The sequence below is a fragment of the Ancylobacter oerskovii genome (assembly GCF_018390555.1).
In the GTDB taxonomy this organism is placed as follows: Bacteria; Pseudomonadota; Alphaproteobacteria; order Rhizobiales; family Xanthobacteraceae; genus Ancylobacter; species Ancylobacter oerskovii.
The window spans coordinates 308668-327495 of record NZ_JAHBGB010000033.1 but is presented as its reverse complement, the minus strand read 5'-3'; the positions used below and the strand labels follow the sequence as shown (position 1 = coordinate 327495).

The 18828-nt window shown below is 69.2% G+C and carries 18 protein-coding genes; 9 read left to right on the top strand and 9 right to left on the bottom strand.

Translation table 11 applies throughout. From position 1 onward, the window contains the following. Nucleotides 1-260: 260 nt before the first annotated feature. The 5 genes from KHC19_RS16065 to KHC19_RS16045 are packed head-to-tail and all read right to left on the bottom strand — an operon-like array spanning nt 261 to nt 5000. Entirely contained in the window at nt 261-965 is a 705-nt protein-coding gene (locus KHC19_RS16065; protein WP_213353380.1) for an aspartate racemase/maleate isomerase family protein, read from the bottom strand. Next, on the bottom strand, nt 962-2080 hold the full coding sequence (locus tag KHC19_RS16060) for an ABC transporter ATP-binding protein (RefSeq protein ID WP_213353379.1): 1119 nt from the start codon (nt 2078-2080) through the stop codon (nt 962-964). The genes KHC19_RS16065 and KHC19_RS16060 overlap by 4 nt, the downstream gene beginning before the upstream one ends. A 26-nt stretch (nt 2081-2106) precedes the next feature. Next, nucleotides 2107-3174, bottom strand: coding sequence for an extracellular solute-binding protein (locus KHC19_RS16055; RefSeq protein WP_213353378.1), 1068 nt, complete (start codon nt 3172-3174; stop codon nt 2107-2109). A gap of 37 nt (nt 3175-3211) precedes the next feature. After that, the gene (locus KHC19_RS16050; RefSeq protein WP_213353377.1) at nt 3212-4006 is read right to left on the bottom strand and encodes an ABC transporter permease; all 795 of its coding nucleotides are present in this window, start codon (nt 4004-4006) and stop codon (nt 3212-3214) included. A 13-nt stretch (nt 4007-4019) separates the two neighbouring features. After that, complete coding sequence (locus KHC19_RS16045) at nt 4020-5000, bottom strand: ABC transporter permease (protein WP_213353376.1); 981 nt, start codon at nt 4998-5000, stop codon at nt 4020-4022. Nucleotides 5001-5137: 137 nt separating this feature from the next. On the opposite strand from KHC19_RS16045, the gene KHC19_RS16040 reads away from it, so the two are divergent. Then, entirely contained in the window at nt 5138-6112 is a 975-nt protein-coding gene (locus tag KHC19_RS16040; RefSeq protein WP_213353375.1) for a LysR family transcriptional regulator, read from the top strand. A gap of 486 nt (nt 6113-6598) precedes the next feature. Here the strand turns inward: KHC19_RS16040 and KHC19_RS16035 are convergent, their stop codons facing one another. The 3 genes from KHC19_RS16035 to KHC19_RS16025 all read right to left on the bottom strand — a co-directional run bounded on the left by KHC19_RS16035 (nt 6599) and on the right by KHC19_RS16025 (nt 10368). Further along, on the bottom strand, nt 6599-8026 hold the full coding sequence (locus tag KHC19_RS16035) for a homospermidine synthase (protein WP_213353374.1): 1428 nt from the start codon (nt 8024-8026) through the stop codon (nt 6599-6601). A gap of 347 nt (nt 8027-8373) precedes the next feature. Continuing rightward, entirely contained in the window at nt 8374-9015 is a 642-nt protein-coding gene (locus KHC19_RS16030) for a GNAT family N-acetyltransferase (protein WP_213353373.1), read from the bottom strand. Between the two features lie 222 nt (nt 9016-9237). After that, nucleotides 9238-10368 (bottom strand): type III PLP-dependent enzyme, encoded by a 1131-nt coding sequence (locus tag KHC19_RS16025; protein ID WP_213353372.1) that lies wholly within the window; start codon nt 10366-10368, stop codon nt 9238-9240. 690 nt (nt 10369-11058) lie between these two features. Between KHC19_RS16025 and KHC19_RS16020 the strand changes: the two genes are divergently transcribed. Further along, the gene (locus tag KHC19_RS16020) at nt 11059-11463 is read left to right on the top strand and encodes an SRPBCC family protein (protein ID WP_213353371.1); all 405 of its coding nucleotides are present in this window, start codon (nt 11059-11061) and stop codon (nt 11461-11463) included. 321 nt (nt 11464-11784) lie between these two features. On the opposite strand, the gene KHC19_RS16015 is transcribed toward KHC19_RS16020, so the two are convergent. Then, nucleotides 11785-12024 carry a hypothetical protein gene (locus KHC19_RS16015; RefSeq protein WP_213353370.1) on the bottom strand — a complete coding sequence of 80 codons (240 nt, stop codon included), beginning with the start codon at nt 12022-12024 and terminating at the stop codon, nt 11785-11787. A gap of 326 nt (nt 12025-12350) precedes the next feature. Here KHC19_RS16015 and KHC19_RS16010 point away from each other — a divergent pair, with 326 nt between their 5' ends. The 7 genes from KHC19_RS16010 to KHC19_RS15980 all read left to right on the top strand — a co-directional run bounded on the left by KHC19_RS16010 (nt 12351) and on the right by KHC19_RS15980 (nt 18547). After that, nucleotides 12351-13973 (top strand): gamma-glutamyltransferase family protein, encoded by a 1623-nt coding sequence (locus tag KHC19_RS16010; protein WP_213353369.1) that lies wholly within the window; start codon nt 12351-12353, stop codon nt 13971-13973. A gap of 77 nt (nt 13974-14050) precedes the next feature. Further along, the gene (locus tag KHC19_RS16005) at nt 14051-15190 is read left to right on the top strand and encodes an alpha-D-ribose 1-methylphosphonate 5-triphosphate diphosphatase (RefSeq protein WP_213353368.1); all 1140 of its coding nucleotides are present in this window, start codon (nt 14051-14053) and stop codon (nt 15188-15190) included. 43 nt (nt 15191-15233) lie between these two features. Further along, the gene (locus KHC19_RS16000; protein WP_213353367.1) at nt 15234-16004 is read left to right on the top strand and encodes a DUF1045 domain-containing protein; all 771 of its coding nucleotides are present in this window, start codon (nt 15234-15236) and stop codon (nt 16002-16004) included. Between the two features lie 3 nt (nt 16005-16007). Then, nucleotides 16008-16622: a DapH/DapD/GlmU-related protein gene (locus tag KHC19_RS15995; RefSeq protein ID WP_213353366.1), complete on the top strand. Its 615-nt coding sequence runs from the start codon at nt 16008-16010 to the stop codon at nt 16620-16622. Between the two features lie 155 nt (nt 16623-16777). Next, nucleotides 16778-17755, top strand: coding sequence for a signal peptide peptidase SppA (gene sppA / locus KHC19_RS15990; RefSeq protein WP_213353365.1), 978 nt, complete (start codon nt 16778-16780; stop codon nt 17753-17755). 85 nt (nt 17756-17840) lie between these two features. After that, a complete protein-coding gene (ihfB, locus tag KHC19_RS15985) occupies nt 17841-18134 on the top strand; it encodes an integration host factor subunit beta (RefSeq protein ID WP_213353364.1) in 294 nt (97 codons plus the stop codon). A 26-nt stretch (nt 18135-18160) separates the two neighbouring features. Next, nucleotides 18161-18547, top strand: a complete 387-nt coding sequence (locus tag KHC19_RS15980) for a LapA family protein (RefSeq protein ID WP_343207737.1) — start codon at nt 18161-18163, stop codon at nt 18545-18547. Nucleotides 18548-18828 lie beyond the last annotated feature (281 nt).

The following is an 18828-nucleotide window of genomic DNA, read 5'->3' as shown; positions in this document are numbered from 1 at the left end:
GCCTTTGGCGTCGGCGATCGAGCCGCTGCCGACGCCGTTCACCCCGGTGGCCGCCAAGGATGTCCGCTCGCGGCGGGGGCCGCATCCCTTTCCGGGAGCTCGTCGCCTCATCACAGGCGTCGGCTCGTGCCGGCCGGGCTCGACGGTCACATCCGCGTCGCGGGCATCAACCCGCGCCGGCACGCCACCACCCAGCGCAAAGAGTCGAATGTCTTGTTGCTGGAGATGTCCAAATGTCCGCCTCTGGTGCGATCATTCCGTCAGGCAGGCGCCAAGGGTCGACATGAGCCTGTCATATAGTCGAGCGCGCCTTCGAATCCGATGGTGGTGGAATCGAGCACGGGGATGCGGGTTTCGTTCAGCGCCAGCCTTGTAAGCGCGTGCCCGGCGAGATTGGTGCTCCAGATGAGAACAGCGTCGAGATCGGCGACCGATGCCAGCCGCCTTGCGTGCGCGTGAATCTCTTCGGGCGTTATCCCGGCTGCTTCAAAATTATCGCCGATGCCGAGACAGTGCCCCGCGACGATGTCGATGCCCTCGGCGCCGAAGGTCTGCTTCAACCGCGCGCCTTCCCGGTCAGCCCCCTGGGCCAGCAGGCCGATGCGCCGGAGATTGCGCCGGCGAAGATGGTCCACCGTCGCGAGCGCCGTGGTGGTGCAGGGAATGCCGGTTTCCTTCTCCACGAAGGCGGCCAGACGCCGATCCGGCTCGAAACCGATCAGCGCGCCGCGCGTCGCGTTCCACAGGATCACATCGGGGCGCGTCTCTGCCAGCATGTCCGCCGCGCGGTGGAACGCGGGCATATCGTAGCCATCCGGCGGATGGCCGGCATACGGCACACGCGTGAAACAGGCATCGAGGTCGGGCCGTTCGCCCAGGATCGATCGCGCCACCCGTTCGACGACGCGATTTGACGATGGCAGGATGATCCCGATCGCGCGCGGGAAACGCAGGGACTGGTTCACTGTTCGCGTACCACCAATGTGCGGGCGGCGGACCAGTGCGCACTCCACGTTTCGCCGGGCTGCGGGTTCATGCGGGCGGCGTCTTCGATCGGGATCGAGACCTGAAGCTCCGGCTGGAGCTCCGCCTGTCCATCGGGTTTCAGCCAGACGGAGAGGACCTGCCCCTTGAACAGGCTACGGATGATCGTGCCGGTGAGCCTGTTGGCCGCGGCAGGCAGTTCGCCCGGTGTCAGGCGCATGCTTTCGGGGCGGATCGCCACCGCGACCCGATCCTGCATCGAGAAATCGTTGGGAACGGTGCTTTCGAACAGATGGCCGGCGGGCGAGCGCAGCGTCATGCGTCCATCGCTGATGTCGACGAGGCTGGCCGGGATGAAGTTCGACGTGCCGATGAAATCGGCGACGAAGTGCGAGATCGGCCGCTCATAAACCGCGCGCGCATTGTCGACCTGCTCGATGCGCCCGCCGCGCATCACCGCGATCTGGTCGGCGAGGATCAGGGCTTCCTCCTGATCATGGGTGACGAGGAGGGTGGTCAGGCCGAGTTCGTTGCAGAGCTGGCGCAGCTCGATCTGCATTTCCTCGCGCAGCTTCTTGTCGAGCGCGCCGAACGGCTCGTCGAGCAGGAGGACGCGGGGGCGGTAGGCGATGGCGCGGGCCATGGCAACGCGCTGCTGCTGGCCGCCGGACAGCGCCGCCGGCATGCGGTCCTCGAAGCCGGAAAGCCGCACGAGGGCCAGCGCCTCCTTTGCCCGTCGCATCGTGTCGCCCTTCGGGACGCCGCGCATGGCGAGACCGAAGGCGACGTTTTCCAGCACGTTAAGATGGGGGAACAGCGCGTAGTTCTGGAACAGCATGCCGAGGTTGCGCTTGTGCACCGGCTGGCCGGTCACGGAGACGCCGTCGATGAGGATGTCCCCGGCGGAGGGCTGGACGAGGCCGGCGACCATGCGCAGCGTCGTGGTCTTGCCGCAGCCCGAGGGGCCGAGCAAAGCGAGGATGCTGCCGCTCGCGGCGGTGAGGTTGACGTCCCGCACCACCTGGGTGTCGCCGTAGGAGCGGCTGATGCCGGCGAGGCGGACTTCGCCGCCCCCCGAAACGCTGGTTGTCGCCATGTCGATCTCCCGATGCGGCCTGTCGCTCAGACGGCGAAGATGCCGTTGAGCTTCTCGGTCCAGCCCGATCGACGGGCGTTGATGTATTCCCAGTCCGGCGTGAACAGGCCGCGCTTGTCCATCTCCTCGACCGGATAGGCGATGTATTTCAGCGTCTCCGGCGAGAACTCGATGCCGGAGACCGGCGGGGCGGTGTAGGCATATTCGGAGAACGCCTTCTGCACGGCGGGCTCCAGCATCCGGTTCATGAAGGCCACCGCGAGGTCCTTGTTCGGCCCGCCCTTCACCAGCACCTGGCAGTTGTTGCCGGCGAAGGAGCCCTCCTTCGGGAAGCTCATCGTCACCGGCGCGCCCTTGGCGGTATAGGGATAGATGTACTTCGACAGTTCCAGCAGGCCGATATCGGCCTGGCCCTGCGCCACCTCGTTCGCGGCCTGTGGGCCGTTGTCGAAGAGGTTCATGATGTTGGGCTTGAGCTCGGCGACCTTGTCGAAGCTGTCATCGACGAGGTACTGCGCCTGCGCGAACGGCTTGCCCGACTTCACCGCCGCCGCGACGATGAGGAAGAAGACGGAAGGTGTGTTCTTCGGGCTGACGAGCTTCAGCTTGCCGGCGAATTCCGGCTTCCACAGCTCGGCATAGCTGGCCGGCGGGGTGATCGAGGTGTTGTTGAACATGCTGGCCACCGAGATCGCCAGCGCCGTGCCCCAGCCATCGAAACCGAAGCGAGGATAGAGCTTGGCGAGCGCCGGCATGTCGCCCGCCGGCAGTTGCTCGATCAGCCCCTCGGCCTTGCAGATCGGGATGGCGACGTCGTCGATGAACATGACGGAGAATTTCGGGTTGGCTTTGGTCGCCCGCATCTTGCCGACATTGGCGAGGGTGAAGCCCTCCTCCGCCGTGACCCTGGCGCCGAAATCCTTCTCGAAGGCCGGGATGATGTTCTTCTTGACGAACTCGCCCTGCGAGCCGCCCCAGATGCCGATCTGGATTTCCTTGCCCTGGGCCCAGCCGTTGCGGACATACCCCATGGGCGCCAGCGCACCCGCACCGAGGACAAGCTTGCCGAACGTACGACGCGAAATCTGTGTCATGACCTGTTCCCCGATTCTGATGTGATGTGAGCCGGCGTCAGCTCGCGAGGCGCGCGAGGCTGAGCCCGAAGACCTTTTCGATGACGAGCACGAGAAGGAGCGCGAAGAAGATCATCAGCGACGCGATGGCCGCGATGGACGGATCGAAGGAGCGCTCGATGATCGTGTAGAGATAGAGCGGCACCGGGAAGTGGTTGCCGTCGGCAAGCCACATCGACACCGGGTAGTCGTCGAAGGAGACGATGAAGCAGAAGGTGCCGCCCGCAAGGATGCCCGGCCGCACCTGCGGCCAGATCACCCTTGTCGCCACCACATGGGGCGGGGCGCCGAGCACGGCGGCGGCGTCCTCGAGGCTGCGGTTGACCAGCAGCAGGCTCGCCGACACCGAGCGGATGACATAGGGCAGGCACACCACGGTGTGGCCGATGACGAGCTGCATCAGCGTGGCGCGCCATCCCATCAGCGCGAAGACCTGCAACAGCGCGACGCCGGTGACGATGAGCGGCACGATCAGCGGCGAGAGGATGAGGCCGAGCACCGCGTCCTGACCGGGAACCCTGTAGCGCGTCAGCCCCGCCGCGCAGGGTATCCCCAGCAGCAGCGACACGGCGGTGACGATGGCCGCGAGTTCCAGCGAGAACAGGAAGCTGCCGCGCGCTTCCGGGTTGGCGAGCACCTCGCCGTACCATTTCAGCGTGAAGCCCTGCGGCGGGAACACGATGTAGGGCGTGTCGGAAATCGACATCAGCACCGGCACGATGAGCGGCGCCACGACCAGAGCCAGGATGATGCCGACGGTGATCTTGAGCGGCAGGCTGACGGTCTCGTTCATCGCGCGGTCTCCGTCACCGGGCGCCGGCCGTCCAGCGCGCGAAGCGCCGGCCGACGAGCTTGAGGAAGATGAGGTTGGAGGCGAGCACGAGGGCGATCAGCAGGGTCGAGATCGCCGCCCCGAAGGGCCAGTCGTTCAAGGTCAGCATCTGCTGCTCGATCAGGGTGCCGAGCAGCGGCGAGAAATTGCCGCCGAGGATCTGGGGGGTGACGTAAGCCGCCGCGCTCAGCGAGAAAACCAGGGAGGCGCCGACCGCGAGGCCCGGCAGGCTGAGGGGCAGGATGACCCGCGTCAGGACGGCAAGACGCGTCGCCCCCGCGACACGCGCCGCCTCTTCGACCGAGCGGTCGATCCGGCCGATGGCGCCGGCGATCGGCATCACCATGAACGGCAGATAGACGTGCACGCAGGCGATCAGCACCGCCCATTCTGTGTAGAGCAGCACCGGCGGGTTGCTGATGCCGAACATCTTGAGGGCCCAGGCAAGGGCGCCGGTCTTGTTGAGGATGGTCTGCCAGCCATAGGAGCGCACCACCACGTTCACCAGCAGCGGTGCGAGAATGGTGATGGTGACCAGCCGGGCGAGCGTGGGGCCTCCCCGCGCGATGGCGATGGCCAGCGGATAGGCGAACAGCGCCGCGAACAGGCTGGTGAGCAGGGCGATGCGGACCGTGCGCAGCAGGATGCGGAAATAAAGGTCCGAGGAGAACAGCCGGACATAGTTCTCCAGCGTGAAGCCCTCGACGCTCACGCCCTCGACGACGCGGCTGGTCAGGCTGAGATGGACCATCGTCAGCACCGGCCACACGAACCAGACGGCGAGGAAAAGCACGGCCGGCGCCACCAGGAGATACCCCGCCATGCGGGTGCCCGTGGCCTGTTCCCAGGCTTGCGCTGCCCGGCGCGCGAACGCTCCCGGCTTCGGGTCCGCTCCTCGCTCCACCATGCGCGCGGGCGCGCGCTCGGGCAGGTCGATGCTCTCGGAATGGCTCATCGGCGGTTCCCGTGGCGGATGGGTAGAGGGTTGCGCGGCAGGCTGCCGGTCCGTCCTGCAAATTAGGTTCCGTCAATCGGTCATTGCCGTCCAGCGCAGATTCAGCAACAATCCATTCGAATAATTAGGATGGTCAGATGGCCCGCGCCTTTCTCGTTCCCGCATCGCTGCGCTACCTCGACCAGGTGGCGCGCTCGGGGTCGATCCAGAAGGCGGCGAAGGAGCTGAACATTGCGGCCTCGGCGATCGACCGGCAGATCCTGCTGCTGGAGCAGGAGCTCGATGTCGAATTGTTCGAGCGGCTGCCGCGCGGCATGCGCCTCACCGCCGCCGGCGATGCGCTGGTGACGCTGGCCCGGCGCTGGCGCGGCGACGAGCGGCGCGTGGCGGCGGAGATCAAGCAGCTCCAGGGCCTGGATCAGGGCCATGTAAGGCTGGTGGCGATGGACAGCCACGCCAACGGCTTCCTGCCGCCTTTCGTCGAGCGCCTCGCCGCCGAGCAGCCGCGCATCTCCTTGGAGGTGGAGATTGCCAGCCCGGACGATGCGCTCACGGCGCTGCTTGCCGGCAGCGCGGACATTGCGGCGATCTTCAACCTCACGCCGCGCCGCGACGTCCATGTGCACTGGAGCGCCGAACTGCCCTTCGGCTGCGTGGTGGCCCCGACCCATCCGCTGGCGAAGGCGGATACGGTGAGCCTTCAGGAAGTGGTGGCCCACCCCATCGCGCTGCAGAGCCGGGCGCTGATGATCCGGCGCTATCTCGACGCGCGCTATGGCTGGCTGTTCACGGATCCGCAGAAGGCGCTGGTGACCAATTCGCTGCAGCTGGTCAAGCAGCTCGCGCGAGGTGGACGCTACGTCGCCTTCACGTCCGAGCTCGACGCGGCATCCGAGCTGGCGGCAGGCCAGCTCAGATTCCTGCCGGTCCGCGACAAGAGCGTCGAGCCGCAGAGCGTGTCCATCGCCATCGATGCGAAGAAGCCGCTTTCCCGCATCGGCGGGATCATCATGAATTTGCTGACAGCAGAAATACAGTCGTCGTTGCAGAGCGCCCGGACGGCCGATGCCGGCCGCGTGAGCAATCAGGACGAGCGAATGTCCGCTTCTTGACCGGCGGTCTGCGGGACGCAGGCGGCTCGATCAAGCGAGGCGAGGTTCACGCGGGACGGTATGGTGACATCGTCGCGATCGCCGACGGGGGGTATCGTAGGGATCGGAGCGCTTTCCCAAAGCCGGTCGTCTCTCCCTCCGCCCCTTGCTTTCGCGCGAGACACGGACTGGTCCCGGGGAGCGACGCTTGTTCGGATGCGGTGGCCGGGCCGAAGGCGTGGATGGCCGGGACAAGCCCGGCCATGACGGTGCAGGGGAGGTTGCGGCGGCTGCTTTCGAGCGAAGTGGCTCGTCGTGACGGAGCGCGGGGTGGGAAGGCTGCTTCCGGACGGAATGGCCGGGCGCGTCCAGGCGGCAGGCGGGTGCCGTGAACGCGGGCGCCGTGACCGCGACCGCCGTGACCGCGACCGCCCGAACGAAAATGGCCGGGACATGCCCGGCCATTTCGTCACGTTTCCCGCGTCGTCACGTTTCCTGCGAAATCCCTCACCGCACCAGGATGTTGCGGAACTGCCAGGGGTCGCTGGCGTCGATGTCCTCGGGGAACAGGCCGGGGCGGCCGTCGAGCGGCGTCCAGTCGGTGTAGTAACCCTTCAGCGTGCCGAGATAGGGCCTCTGGATCTCCAGGCAGCGGCGATAGTCCATCTCGTCGGTCTCGACGATGCCGGCCTCGGGGTTTTCCAGCGCCCACACCATGCCGGCGAGCACGGCGGAGGTCACCTGCAGCCCGGTGGCGGTCTGGTAGGGCGCGAGGTCGCGCGCCTCCTCGATGGTCAGCTGCGAGCCGAACCAGTAGGCGTTCTTCGCATGACCGAACAGCAGCACGCCGAGCTCGTCGCGCCCGTCGACGATCTCGTGCTCGCTGAGGATGGTCCACGCGTCCTGGAACTTGCCCTCGTTGCCGAGCATTTCGTGCCACGACAGCACCGCGTCGTTGCAGGGATGGTAGGCGTAGTGGCAGGTCGGGCGGTAGGCGACGCCGGCCCCCTCGCGCACCGTGTAGTAGTCGGCGATGGAGATCGACTCGTTGTGGGTGACGAGGAAGCCGTGCTGCGGCCCGAGGCTCGGGCACCAGGTGCGCACCTTGGTGGCGGCGCCGGCCTGCATCAGGTAGATCGCCGCGCCGGAGCCCTGATTATGCGAACGGGCGGTCTCCGGCTGCCACTTCTCATGCGTGCCCCAGCCGAGCTCGGCCGGCTGCAGGCCCTCGGAGACGAAGCCCTCCACCGACCAGGTGTTGATGAAATGGCCGAACGGGCGCGGCGCGCTCGCGCGCTGGGTGTCGCGCTCGGCGATGTGGATGCCCTTGACGCCGAGCGTCTGGGCGAGGCGTGCCCAGCCCTCGCGCGAGGTCGGCTCGGCGAAGGCGAGGCCGGTGTCGGTGGCGATGTCGACCAGCGCCTGCTTGACGAACCAGGACACCATGCCGGGATTGGCGCCGCAGCAGGATACCGCGGTCGGCCCGCCGGGGTTCCTGCGCTTGGCGGCGAGCATGGATTCGCGCAGCGCGTAGTTGGAGCGGCTGGCCGGGGTGGCGTTCTTGTCGAAATAGAAGCCGAGCCAAGGCTCCACCACCGTGTCGATGTAGAGGGCGCCGAGCTCGCGGGCGAGCGACATGATGTCGACCGAGCCGGTGTCGACCGACAGGTTGATGACGAAGCCGCGCCCGCCGGTGGTGAGCAGCGGGGTCAGCACCTCGCGATAGTTTTCCTGGGTGATCGGCAGCTGCAGGAAGGTGATGCCGCGCTCGTCGAGCAGAGCGCGGTTGTCGTCCTTGGGATCGATGACGGTGAGGCGATCCTTGTCGAAGTCGAAATGCCGCTCCAGCAGCGGCAGGGTACCACGCCCGATCGAGCCGAAGCCGATCATCACGATGGGACCGTCGATTTTTCCATAGACCGGCCAGACCGACATTCTCAGGGACACTCCTTTGGTTAGCCTCAATACTTTGCAGGTGCGGGGCACCATGGTGGGGCTGGGGGGCGGCGTCAATAGCGGGCGCCACAGCGGGCGCCACACGGGTCGAGCGAGCCTGCCGCGCCGATGATGACGCGCGCGTGACATCGCGGCGAAGGGGGGACGCCGCCCCGGCGGGACCGCTGCGAGCGGTCGCCGGGCCGGGACGGCGCCAGGGCATGTTCCGGGCGTGCCGGCCGCGTGGGAGGCGCCACAGGCCGGTTGCCGGAACATGCTTCAACCCGTCGAACCGGAAGCGCCTCCCTGCCGGTCGAGCCTTAGCCCGAGGGGAAGGCGCTCGCGCCTCACGCCGAGCGCTTGAGCGCGGCGGGCACGGATTCGCGGGCGATCAGTTCGTCGAGGCTGGGGACGGCGAGGAAATCGCCGGTGGGGCTCACCAGGCCGCGCGCGCCCTCGAGCGCACCGGACTTGAGCTCCAGGCCGAGGAAGCGCGAGCGCTCGAAGGCACCCGGCAGCCACAGGCCGTCGGCGAGGCGCTGCTCGAAGCCGAAGCGCGCATAATAGGGCGCGTCGCCGACCAGGAGGATGGCGCCGTGGCCGAGGCGGGTCGCCTCGTTGATGGCGGTGATCATCATCGCCTTGCCGAGGCCGCGGTCGCGGAACCACGGATGCACCGCCAGCGGGCCGAGCAGCAGCGCCGGCCGGGCCGGGCCCGCCGTGACGTGCCACAGGCGCAGCGTGCCGACCACCCGGCCATCGGCGCCATGGGCGGCGAAGGCGAGGCCTTCCGCCGGCTTGCGGCCCTCGCGCAGGCGCTCCGAGGTCTTGCCGAAGCGGGCGGCGCGGCCGAAGGCGAGGTCGAGCAGCGCCTCGCGCTGGGCGACGTCGGCCGCGCGCTCCAGCGAGATCGCGGGCGCGGGACCGGCGAAATCGGCCGGGGCGGGGACGAGCGAAGCGGCGGCGAGATCGGTGACGGCGCGTTCCATGGCGGCCTCCAAAACCCGGTTCCCGGGCAAAAGAGGTGAAAAGGAATTGTGAAGGTGCGGCGGGGTGTTTCCGCTGCGGCGGCTCGATGCCGCCCGACACGAGGCCCGGGATGGATCCCGGGGAGCTCCGCCGTCGCGGCTGGTCGAGCCGACCGCGGGGGAGCCTCCCGAACCGGGTGTTTCCGGTTCGGGTCTGACAAAGGCGAGCCGGCCCGGGCCGGCTCAGATCACGTAGGATCGCAGCGGATCGAAGCCGTTGAACGCCACCGCCGAATAGGTGGTGGTGTAGGCGCCGGTGGCCTCGATCAGCACCTTGTCGCCGATGGCGAGCGAGATCGGCAGCTCGATCGGGGTCTTCTCGTAGAGCACGTCGGCCGAATCGCAGGTCGGGCCGGCAAGCACGCAGGGCTCGGTGGCATCCCCGTCCCGCTCGGTGCGGATCGGGTAGCGGATCGCCTCGTCCATCGTCTCGGCGAGGCCGCCGAACTTGCCGATGTCGAGATAGACCCAGCGCATGGTGTCGGTCTCGGACTTCTTCGAGATCAGCACCACCTCGGCCTCGATCAGGCCGGCGGCGCCGACCATGCCGCGGCCCGGCTCGATGATGGTCTGCGGGATGGCGTTGCCGAAGTGCCGGGACAAGGCGCGGAAGATCGCCTCGCCATAGGCCTCGGCGGCCGGCACGTCCTGCAGGTACTTAGCCGGGAAACCACCGCCGAGATTGACCAGCGACAGCGAGAAACCGCGCTCGGCGCACTCGGTGAAGATCTTCGAGGCGGAAGCCAGCGCCGAGTCCCACGCCTCGACGTTCTTCTGCTGCGAACCGACATGGAAGGAGACGCCGTGCGCCTCCAGGCCGAGGCGATGGGCGTGCTCCAGCACGTCGACCGCCATCTCCGGCTCGCAGCCGAACTTGCGAGACAGCGGCCATTCGGCGCCGGCGCCGTCGCACAGGATGCGGCAGAACACCTTGGAGCCGGCGGCGACGCGGGCCACCTTCTCCACCTCGGCCGCGCAGTCGACCGAGAACAGGCGCACGCCCAGCTCGAAGGCGCGGGCGATGTCGCGCTCCTTCTTGATGGTGTTGCCATAGGAGATGCGGTCCGGCGAGGCGCCGGCCGCGAGCGCCATCTGGATCTCGGCGACCGAGGCGCAATCGAAGCAGGAGCCCAGCTCGGCGAGCAGGCTGAGGACTTCCGGCGCCGGGTTGGCCTTCACCGCGTAGAAGACGCGGGTGTCCGGCAGGGCGCGCGAGAAGGCGGCATAGTTGGCGCGCACCACGTCGAGGTCGACGACGACGCAGGGACCATCCTCACGTCGGTTGCGCAGGAATTCGCGAATACGGTCGGTCATGGCGCTCTCCCACAGACCCGAAGCTTCGACCCATGGAGACGATCCCTCGCCCGCGCGGCGTCAATGAGCCGCGTCGGTGGCGAGAATGCGCCTCCGTTCGCCGGCCGCACGGTTTTTGCCGCAAGGCCGGATGAAGTGGAGCCGTGGCAGCGATGCAAGCGAGCGCGCATGTGGAGAGCGCGACCGTTCGACCGATGCCTTCGCTTGGTACGGGAAACCCGACCGCACGCCCGGCAAGAAGTAGTGCCTCTTCAGTGTCGCCGACCTTTGGAGGGTCGACCGAGACCAAAAAAGCCCGCTACGTCGTTGCTTCAAGTCACGTTCCCAGCTGAGAGCTGAGTGCGCCGGTTTCGCCTCCGGCTACCGATCTGGCTGGCGACGTTTCGGCCTCTTGTCCGAACTGTCGCCGATCGGCACGCGACCACAGGCACGTGCGAATATTGGGCGAGGCGTGATGTAGGGACATTCGCCGTCACATGCAAGCGGGTTTTGCGATTTTTTGCCGGCCTGCCCGCCGCGACGCTGCCCCGCGGCCGCAGGATAGCCGATTGCCATGTCCCGTTAAGGAGTTGGCAAGGATTGCCGCGGGCGGTTCCCCGCGCGACAGGCGTGGCCGGCTGCCGGAGCCACTTGCCCGCCGGCCGGGAGTGTGTTCTAGTTTTGTTCTTGTCGTGGAGAAGGGAGACGGCGATGTCGGTTCGGCCGGCGCTGCATATCGGCATCGGCATTGCGCGCGCCTTCGAGGAGGTACGCGCCTTCCTGTCCGACCCGGCAAACTTTCCCGCCTGGGCGGAGGGGCTGGGCCACGGCTTCACGCCGCTCGGGGGCCGCGAGTGGCGGGTGGAGACCCCGCTCGGGCCGATGCGGGTGCGCTTCACGCCGCCCAATCCCTACGGCGTGCTGGACCACACGCTGATCCCGGCCGAGGGCGCGCCGATGTACAACCCGATGCGGGTGGTCGCCAATGGCGAGGGCAGCGAGGTGGTCTTCACCCTGTTCCGGCGCGAGGGGATGGACGACGCCGGATTCGCGGCGGATGCCGAATGGGTGCGGCGCGACCTCGCGCGGCTGAAGGCGCTGATGGAAGCCGGCTGAGCGCGGGGGGCGACGCCTGTCAGGACGGCGGTGTCCTGCGCGCGGCGCCGGCGGTTCGCCCGGATCGCAGGACGGGGCGTGCACGACGTCGGCACCCCGGTCGTTAGGTGTCCGGTCGTTATGCGTGGAGACAGATGATTGCGGAGGAGCGGAGGGCCGACGGCCACGGCCTGTCCGGGGCAGGGAACCGGCTGCCGCGGGCGGGCCTGGCGGTGCGGGGCCACCACCCGGCCGCGTGGCCGGATCGATCGGGCGGATCTGCGGAGACGGCGGGAATGTTGCAGCGCGCGGGGGGCTCGATGGCCGCCCCGCGGTCGGGCATCAGCCCTCGACGAAGGGCTCGACGCTCTTGGCCTTCATCACGAAGCGGTAGATGCCGTAGACGGCGAGCAGGCCGAAGAAGCCCTCGAAGATCAGCTCCGTCATCCAGCCGGCATTGAACAGCGCCGCCACCGCCCAGCCGGCGGCGAGGCCGGCGCCGATGAGCTCGGCTCCCAGCAGGATAGCGGCGCTCACCACCGTGCTGACATGGTCCAAGCGGATGCGACGGCCCGTGCTCATCAGTGTTCCCTGCCTCGGTCTTCTGCACTTAATTGACGGCGCGCAACCTGCTATGCCCGGCCGCGCCGGTCAAGTCGCCCCACGGGAGCGTGATTCGGCGCCGCCCGCAGGCGTCCGCACCGGCAGGACGCCGGACAGGCTTCCGGCATGTGCCGGCGAGGCCTGCAGGCGACGAGTCCGGGGACAATCCCCGGAAGCAGCCCCGGAGCAAGAGCCCCGGAATGGAGAACCCGAGCGACGTCTCGGGAAAACAGAACCTGAGGCACGCAACGCCGGGGAGGACCTCCCCGGCCAGGGCCTCGGGAAACGAGACTGAGGAGACGGATATGGATCGCTTCGCCGCCTATGAAAGCCGCGGGCACGAGAGCAGGTTCGGAGGGCGCGGGGTGATCGCGGCGCCGCACCGGCTGGCCGCGCTCGCCGGCCGCTCCGTGCTGGAGGAGGGCGGCAATGCGGTGGAGGCGATGCTGGCCGCCGCCGCGACCATCGCGGTGGTCTATCCGCACATGAACCAGCTCGGCGGCGACGGCTTCTGGCTGATCCGCGGCCCGTCCGGTCGGGTGGCCTATATCGAGGCCGCCGGCCCGGCGGGCGCGAAGGCGACCCGTGCCTTCTATCGCGACGCCGGCCACGACGCCGTGCCGACGCGCGGCCCGCTGGCGGCGCTCACCGTGCCCGGCCAGGTCGGCGGCTGGATGCTGGCCGCGCAGATGGCGAAGGGGCTGGGCGGGCGCCTGCCGCTGAAGCGGCTCCTCGAGGACGCGATCGGCCACGCCCGGGCCGGCTATCCGGTCTCGGCCTCGCAGGCGCGGCTGACCGCCGAGAAGCTCGGCGAATTGAAGGACGTGCCGGGCTTCGCGGAGGTCTATCTCGCGGATGGCAAGCCGCCCGAGGCCGGCACGGTGCAGCGCGCCGAGCGGCTCGGCGACACGCTGGAGCAGCTCGCCGGCGCCGGTCTCGCCGATTACTACCGCGGCGATGTCGGGCGCGAGCTCGCCGCCGATCTCGAGCGCGCCGGGTCGCCGGTGACGCGCGCCGACCTCGAATCCTTCAGCGCGGTGGAGCGCAAGCCGCTCGCCGCGACGCTGCGCGGCATGAAGCTGTGGGGCTCGCCGCCGCCGACGCAGGGGCTGGCCAGCCTGATGATCCTCGGCGTCTTCGACCGGCTGGGCGTCGCCGAGCCGGAGGGCTTCGCCCATATCCACGGCCTCGTCGAGGCGACCAAGCGGGCCTTCCTGGTGCGCGACCGCGTGGTGACCGATTATGAGCGCCTCGCCACCGACCCGGCCTCCTTCCTCACGGCGGAAGCGCTGGGCCGCGAGGCGGCGGCGATCGACGCCCGCCGCGCCGCGCCCTGGCCGCACAAGGCCGCGCATGGCGACACGGTGTGGCTGGGGGCCACCGATGCGAGCGGCATCTCGGTGTCCTACATCCAGTCGATCTACTGGGAGTTCGGCTCCGGCCTGGTCTCGCCCTCGACGGGCATTCTCATGCAGAATCGCGGCGCCTCCTTCTCGCTCGATCCCAAGGCGGTGAACCCGCTGGAGCCGGGCCGGCGGCCCTTCCACACGCTCAATCCGTGCATGGCGGAACTGCCGGACGGGCGGTTCATCGCCTTCGGCTGTATGGGCGGCGAGGGCCAGCCGCAGACCAATGCGGCGGTGATGAGCCGCTACGGCATGTTCGGCGTGCCGCTCGGCGAGGCGGTGGCGCGGCCGCGCTGGCTGCTCGGGCGTACCTGGGGCGACGACACGGTGGAGCTGCGGGTCGAAGGGAGCTTCGATTCGCGCGTCGCCGACGACCTGCTGCGCGCCGGCCACGCGCTGAGCGTGGTGCCGGAGGCCTATAGCGACACGATGGGCCATGCCGGCGCGGTCGTGCTGCACCCGAAGGGGAGCGTCGAGGGCACCCACGATCCGCGTTCCAACGGCGACGCCGAGGCGGTGTGAACCGGGAAAGGCCGACGCGACAAGGGGTTCGCGCGGGTTCATCGAATGGTCACGGCAACATGCGAGACGCGCGGCCCATGGAAACGATTCTCACCAATGCCCGAGTCGTTCTCGACGACGCCGTCGTCGAGGGCACGCTGGTCGTCGAGGGCGGCGACATCCGCGCCGTCGACGAGGGCCGCTCGCACCTGCCGGCGGCGGTCGATTGCGCCGGCGCCTATCTGGCGCCCGGCCTGATCGACCTGCACACCGACGCGCTGGAAAGCCACTTCGTGCCGCGCCCGAAGGTGATCTGGCCGGACGCCCGCGCCGCGGCGCTGGCCCATGACGCGCAGATGGCCGGCTCCGGCGTCACCACCGTCTACGACGCCATCTGCGCCGGCGGCTTCGACCAGTCCAAGGCCGACCGCCGGGCGCTCTACACGGTGATGCTCGACGCCGTCGACGAGGGGACGGCGCGCGGCATGTTCCGCGTCGAGCACCGGCTGCACCTGCGCTGCGAGCTGACCGACCCGACGCTGGAGGAGCTGGTGGCGCAGGCCTCGGGGCGGCCGAGCCTCTCGCTCGCCTCGCTGATGGACCACACGCCCGGCGCCCGGCAATGGCGCAATGTCGAGCATCTCAAGACCTATCTCTCCGGCATCGGCAAGACCGCCGAGGAGATGGACCGCGAGCTGAACGAGCGCGCCGCCCGCGGCCGGGCGGCGGTGCCGGGCAATTTCGCCAGGATGATCCAGCTGTTCGCCGGCTCCGGCATCGTGCTGGCGAGCCATGACGACACCACGCCCGAGCATGTCGCCGACGCCAAGGCGGCCGGCTGCACCATTTCCGAGTTCCCCACCACGCCGGAAGCGGCGAAGGCCGCGCGCGAGGCGGGCCTCGCCACCATTGGCGGGGCGCCGAACGCGGTGCGCGGCGGCTCGCATTCCGGCGGCGTGTCGATGCGGGCGCTGGCGGCGCAGGGTCTGATCGACGCGCTCGCTTCCGACTATGTGCCGGCGAGCCTCCTGCAGGCGGCGCTGGCGCTGACCCGCGACCCCGGCCTGACGCTGCCGGCGGCGCTGGCGCTGGTGACGTCCCGGCCGGCGGCGCTGGCGGGGCTGGCCGATCGCGGCCGGCTGGCGCCGGGGCTCAGGGCCGATCTGGTCGCCTTCCATGTGATCGACGACACGCCGGTGGTGCGCGAGGTGTTCCTCGCCGGCCGCCGCATCTTCTGAACGACGGGACTTCGCGCAGGCGAAGCTGTTCTCGGGAGGACGCATGACCACGTTGCAGATCGATTTCCCGCTGGCCGAGCCGCGCCGGACCGAACCACGACCGGCCGAGGCCCGCTACGCCATCTATTTCGCGCCGCCGGCGACGAGCCCGCTGTGGCGGTTCGGCTCCTCGGTGATCGGCTACGACGCCGAGACCGGCCGCGAGCTGCCGCAGCCCCGGCTGTCGCGCTTCGCGCCGGATCGCTGGCGCGAGATCACCTCCGAGCCGCGGCGCTACGGCTTCCACGGCACGCTGAAGGCGCCGTTCCGCCTCGCGCCCGGCAAGGACGAGGCGGGGCTGCGCGCGGTCTGCGCGCGCTTCGCCGCCGACCGGGCGAGCTTCGCCTGCGCCGGGGTGACGCTGGCCGCCATCGGCCGCTTCTTCGCGCTGAAGACGGTGTCGACCTGCGCGGCCTTGAACCGGCTCGCCGCCGGGGCGGTGGCGGCCTTCGACGATTTTCGCGCGCCGATGAGCGAGGCCGAGCGCGAGCGCCGGCTGCGCGCGCCGCTGAGCGAGCGGCAGAAGGACTATCTGGCGCGCTGGGGCTATCCCTATGTGCTCGACGATTTCCGCTTCCACATGACGCTGACCGGTCCGCTCGACGACGCCGACCGCGGCGCGGCGGGGGAGGAACTGGCCGAGCTCTTCCTGCAGAGCGGTGCCGACGGGCCGCTGATCGTCGGCGGCATCGCGCTGTACCGCCAGGATGCGCAGCCGGACGGCGGCACCGGCGGCCGCTTCCGGCTGATCGAACGCTTCGCCTTCGGGAGCTGAGCCGTGACCAAGCTGGGCGTTGCGCCTCTCGTCGATCCGAGCGCCGAGGTGCACGCCTCGCGGCTCGGCCGCTATACCGAGGTCGGCGAGCGCACCCGGCTCGTCGAGGTGGAGCTCGGCGACTATTCCTATGTGGTGAACGACAGCGACATCGCCTACGCGACCATCGGCAAGTTCACCTCCATCGCCGCCATGACCCGGATCAATCCCGGCAATCACCCGATGGAGCGGGCGAGCCAATCGCATTTCACCTATCGCGCCGGCGACTATTTCGACGGCGAATCGAACGAGGACGGCTTCTTCGACCGCCGCCGCGCGCAATGGGTGACGATCGGTCACGATGTGTGGATCGGCCACGGCGCCATCGTGCTGCCGGGCCGCTCGATCGGCGACGGCGCGGTGGTGGCGGCCGGCGCGGTGGTCACCAAGGACGTGCCGCCCTACATGATCGTCGGCGGCAACCCGGCGCGGCCGATCCGCGCGCGCTTTGCCGCCGGGATCGGCGAGCGGCTGCAGGCGCTGGGCTGGTGGCACTGGGAGCATGAACGGCTGCACGCCGCGCTGGCGGATTTCCGCTCGTTGCCGGTGGAGGCCTTTCTCGCGCGGCACGGCGGCTGAGCCTGCCGGCTGGGCCGCCGGCCGCTTCCGGCCCGGCTTCTCCTGCCGCGCAACTCCCGCTTTCCATCTCCTGCCTTCCATCTCCTGCCTTGCGTCCGCCGAACTTGGGTTCTAGGTCAGGGGCTCGGCTTTGAAGACGGAGCGGCCCGGACCCGATGCTCGGCACTGCGATGGATGTCGATTCCCTGCTTGAGCGCCGGCGGCTGCGCCGCAAGCTCACCTTCTGGCGGGTGACGGTGCTGGTGGTGCTCGCCGGCGCGCTGGCGCTGGCGGCGATCTGGTGGAGCGACGGCGGCCTCACCCCGCGCTCGGCGCCGCATGTGGCGCGGGTGACCATCGGCGGCATCATCCGCAACGACCGCGACCGGCTGGAGATGTTCGACGACATCGCCACATCCGGCGCCCGCGCGGTGATCATCGCCATCGACAGCCCGGGCGGCACGGTGGTGGGCTCGCAGCAGCTCTATGACGGCCTGCGGCGGCTGGCGGAAAAGCTGCCGGTGGTGGCGGTGGTGGACGGCATGGCCGCCTCGGGCGCCTATATCGCCGCCATGGGCGCCGACCATATCGTGGCGCCGCGCAACGCCATGGTCGGCTCGATCGGCGTCATCTTCCAGTACCCGAACTTCACCGAGCTGATGAAGACCGTGGGCGTCGCCTATGAGACCGTCAAGTCGAGCTCGCTGAAGGCGGTGCCGAACGGCTTCGAGCCGACCAGCCCCGAGGCGCGGGCGGCGGTGATGTCGCTGGTCACCGACAGCTATGACTGGTTCCGCGGCCTGGTTTCCGAACGGCGCACCATCGCGGGGGAAAAACTCGACCTCGTCGCGGACGGGCGGGTATTCACCGCCCATCAGGGGTTGCCGCTGGGCCTGGTGGACGAGCTCGGCGACGAGCGCACCGCCCGCGCCTATCTTGCGCGCGAGCGCGACGTGCCGGAGAATTTGCCGGTGAGGGCGTGGCGCACCGGGCGCTCCGGCGAGGAATTCGGCTGGCTCAAGGCGGCCGGCACGCGGCTGATGTCGCTGTTCGGGCTGGAGGAGGCGGCCTCGCTGCTGCTCGGCCCGGCTTTCGAGGCGGCGGCGCAGTCTCGCCTTGACGGTCTGTTGGCCCTCTGGCACCCTCGCGATTGAGCTCTGGGGGGAGCCAACAGTTTCCAGAATAAAGTGTTTTCGGATTTGCGACGAGCCGAAGACGAACGAAGGGGCCGGGGCGTCGATGATCAAGTCGGAACTAGTCCAGCGTATCGCGGAAGCCAATCCGCACCTTTACCAGCGCGACGTCGAGAACATCGTGAACGCGATCCTCGATGAGATCGTCGGCGCGCTCGCCCGCGGCGACCGGGTGGAACTGCGCGGCTTCGGCGCCTTCTCGGTGAAGGCGCGTCCCGCGCGCACCGGCCGCAACCCGCGCACCGGCGCCCATGTGGCGGTGGACGGCAAGGCCGTGCCCTATTTCAAGACCGGCAAGGAGATGCGCGAGCGCCTGAACGGCGGCGTGGATCTCGAATAGCCGGACCCGCAAACCGGAGTGAAGGCGTGCTGCTGCGTCGCATCCTAACCCTCGTGCTGATCCTGCCGGTCTCGATCGGCCTCGTCATGCTGGCGGTGGCGAATCGCCATCCGGTGACGCTGGTGCTCGATCCCTTTGCCGGCGCATTGTCGGCGGAGCTGCCGCTCTTCGTGGTGGTGCTGGCGAGCCTCATCATCGGCGTGGCGCTGGGCGGGATCACCGTGTGGCTGCGGCAGGGCCGCTACCGCAAGGCGGCGCGCAGCGCCGGCCGCGAGGCGCGCCGGGCCAATGCTCAGGTGGAAAGCCTGCGCGCGGCGATGTCGGACAGCCGGCCGCGCGTGCCGCTGGCGCCCGGCGGCGGATTGGGGCCGATCGGCCCGGCGGCGCTGCCGGACCGGCGCGACGCCGCCTAGGCCGCCTTCAGGGGCGAGGATTCGACCCGGCAGAGGGCGCGATCGGCCGAACGGTTTGCTCCGGGGACCGGCGCGATCCGCTCCGATCGCGATGTCGCCTGCGTTCGCTCGCGTAGGTGCTCGCGGCGACCGACCGGGGTCGGCTCAGGCCGGCGACAATGCCGGAATTCATGTCGTGAAAGACCCCGGGTAAGAGGCCCGGGTGCTTGCAGGCCGGCGGGGGGCGCCGTGCTCTTGGGGCGTCTTTCGCCCTGAAGACCTTGACCCGTGAAAGCCTCGTC